The organism is Roseateles sp. P5_B10 (assembly GCF_056400485.1).
On the sequence record NZ_JBFULE010001339.1, the window covers coordinates 1 to 904 of the forward strand.

At 65.0% G+C, this 904-nt stretch carries 2 protein-coding genes; both read right to left on the bottom strand.

All coding sequences use genetic code 11. The annotated features are described in order from the left end of the window. Positions 1–195, bottom strand: a 195-nt coding sequence (locus AC1DU6_RS33155) for a glutaredoxin domain-containing protein (protein ID WP_477862561.1), incomplete at its 3' end; no start/stop codon positions are given. A gap of 56 nt (positions 196–251) precedes the next feature. Beyond that, positions 252–836, bottom strand: a complete 585-nt coding sequence (locus AC1DU6_RS33160) for a hypothetical protein (RefSeq protein ID WP_477862563.1) — start codon at positions 834–836, stop codon at positions 252–254. Positions 837–904: the final 68 nt, after the last annotated feature.

Genomic DNA, 904 nt, shown 5'->3' on the forward strand with positions numbered 1-904 from the left:
GTCCTTGATGCCCTGGCGCACTTCCTCGTCCTCGAGCACGTTGAAGGTCTTGAGATCGGTCACGCCGGCGGCCTTCAGGATCTGGATGGCGCGGCCGGAGAAACCGCACATCGGAAACTGGGCGGTGCCCTTCATGAAGAGCACGACGCGATTGGACTTGACCAGGTCGTCGATGCGTTGCTGAACGTCACTCATTGCTGTTCTCGTCAAAAGGCAAAACGGCAATTATCCGGGACGCGCCCGGTTGAGCGTCAGTAGCTGTACGCCAAGCCCAATTGCAGCAAGGGCTTGAAGCGCAGGTCGCGCATCGCGTCCTCGAAGCCCTGGGCGCTGCTACGGCCCAGGCGCAGGCTGCTGCCATAGGAGCCTGACATCAGGCCGAAGTCGGCGCTGAAGGCCAGGCCGCTCTTGTGCACGCGGCCGGTGTAGCCGATGCCGACGTAGGAGAGATTGGCGTTGTCCAGCGAATAACCGTCAGGGCCGTTCAGCGACAGGCTGCGCCGCCCCGCGGAGACCGGGCCGCTGCCCAGGGCCAGGCCGCCACTGCTTTGCGACATGGACAGCGGGCCGAGCAGCAGGCCCCCGGTGGCACGAAGGCCGCCGCGCAGGCTGGAAAAGCCAGAGCTGGTGAGGTAGTAGTCGCCAAGCAGGTTGGCGCTGAGCACGCGGGAGCCGCCAAGATGGGGCTGCTGCGCCTCGCTGCCGCTGTCGATGCTGTTCAGCTGCAATCGCGCCTGCCAGCGCGGATTGGCGTTGTCGTCGGCCCGGGCCGAGACGGCATGGATAGCACAAAGGACAGAGAGGCTCAGTACTGCAGCGCTGGCGAGGCGGGCCATGATCGTCTCCTGCGCGGTGCATCGAGTGACACCGGGATTTGATACTACGCCGGCCAGTCAGTTACGGG